This window comes from Microvirga sp. Mcv34 (assembly GCF_024519725.1).
Classification (GTDB): Bacteria; Pseudomonadota; Alphaproteobacteria; order Rhizobiales; family Beijerinckiaceae; genus Microvirga.
Genome location: NZ_JALJRK010000143.1, coordinates 1 through 538, shown reverse-complemented (window position 1 = coordinate 538; position 538 = coordinate 1). Strand labels below are relative to the sequence as shown.

Here is a 538-nt window from a genome sequence, read left to right as displayed (position 1 = left end):
CGGTGACGCTGGTCCCGCCTTCATGCCGGTCGAGATCACGCCGGTCCCAGTGCAGGTCCCGCCGATGGTATCCTCATCGCGGCGCACTGGCCTGATCGAGATCGTCGTGGGCCGCGGGCGCCGCATTCGCGTGGACCGCGACGTCGATGCCGAGGCGCTGCGGCGGGTTCTCCAAGTGGTGGAGAGCCTGGCATGATCCCGGTGCCGACCGGCGTGCGCGTGTGGCTGGCCACCGGGCACACCGACATGCGCAAAGGCTTCGGCGGGTTGTCCCTGCTCGTGCAGGAGACGCTCAGGCGCGATCCGCATTCGGGCAATCTGTTTGTCTTCCGCGGCCGCAGAGGCGATCTGATCAAAGTGCTCTGGTACGACGGCCAGGGCCTGTGTTTGTTCTCGAAGCGCATTGATCGGGGTCGTTTTCTGTGGCCCTCACCGGCAGACGGCACGGTATCGATTTCCACTGCGCAGTTGGGTTATCTGTTGGAGGGCATCGACTGGCGCAATCCCCAGCAAACCTGGCGCCCGACCGCCGCCGGAT

At 66.0% G+C, this 538-nt stretch carries 2 protein-coding genes (1 of these 2 cut by a window edge); both read left to right on the top strand.

The genetic code is table 11. The features are described 5' to 3' along the window. On the top strand, positions 1-196 hold the end of the coding sequence (tnpA, locus tag OC446_RS28680; protein ID WP_262032343.1) for an IS66-like element accessory protein TnpA. It extends 212 nt beyond the left edge of the window; 196 of the gene's 408 nt are visible here — the last part of the coding sequence; its start codon lies beyond the left edge, outside the window; it ends in the stop codon at positions 194-196. Then, the coding region (tnpB, locus tag OC446_RS28675; RefSeq protein WP_262032342.1) for an IS66 family insertion sequence element accessory protein TnpB at positions 193-538 on the top strand (346 nt) is incomplete at its 3' end. The genes tnpA and tnpB, both read left to right, overlap by 4 nt.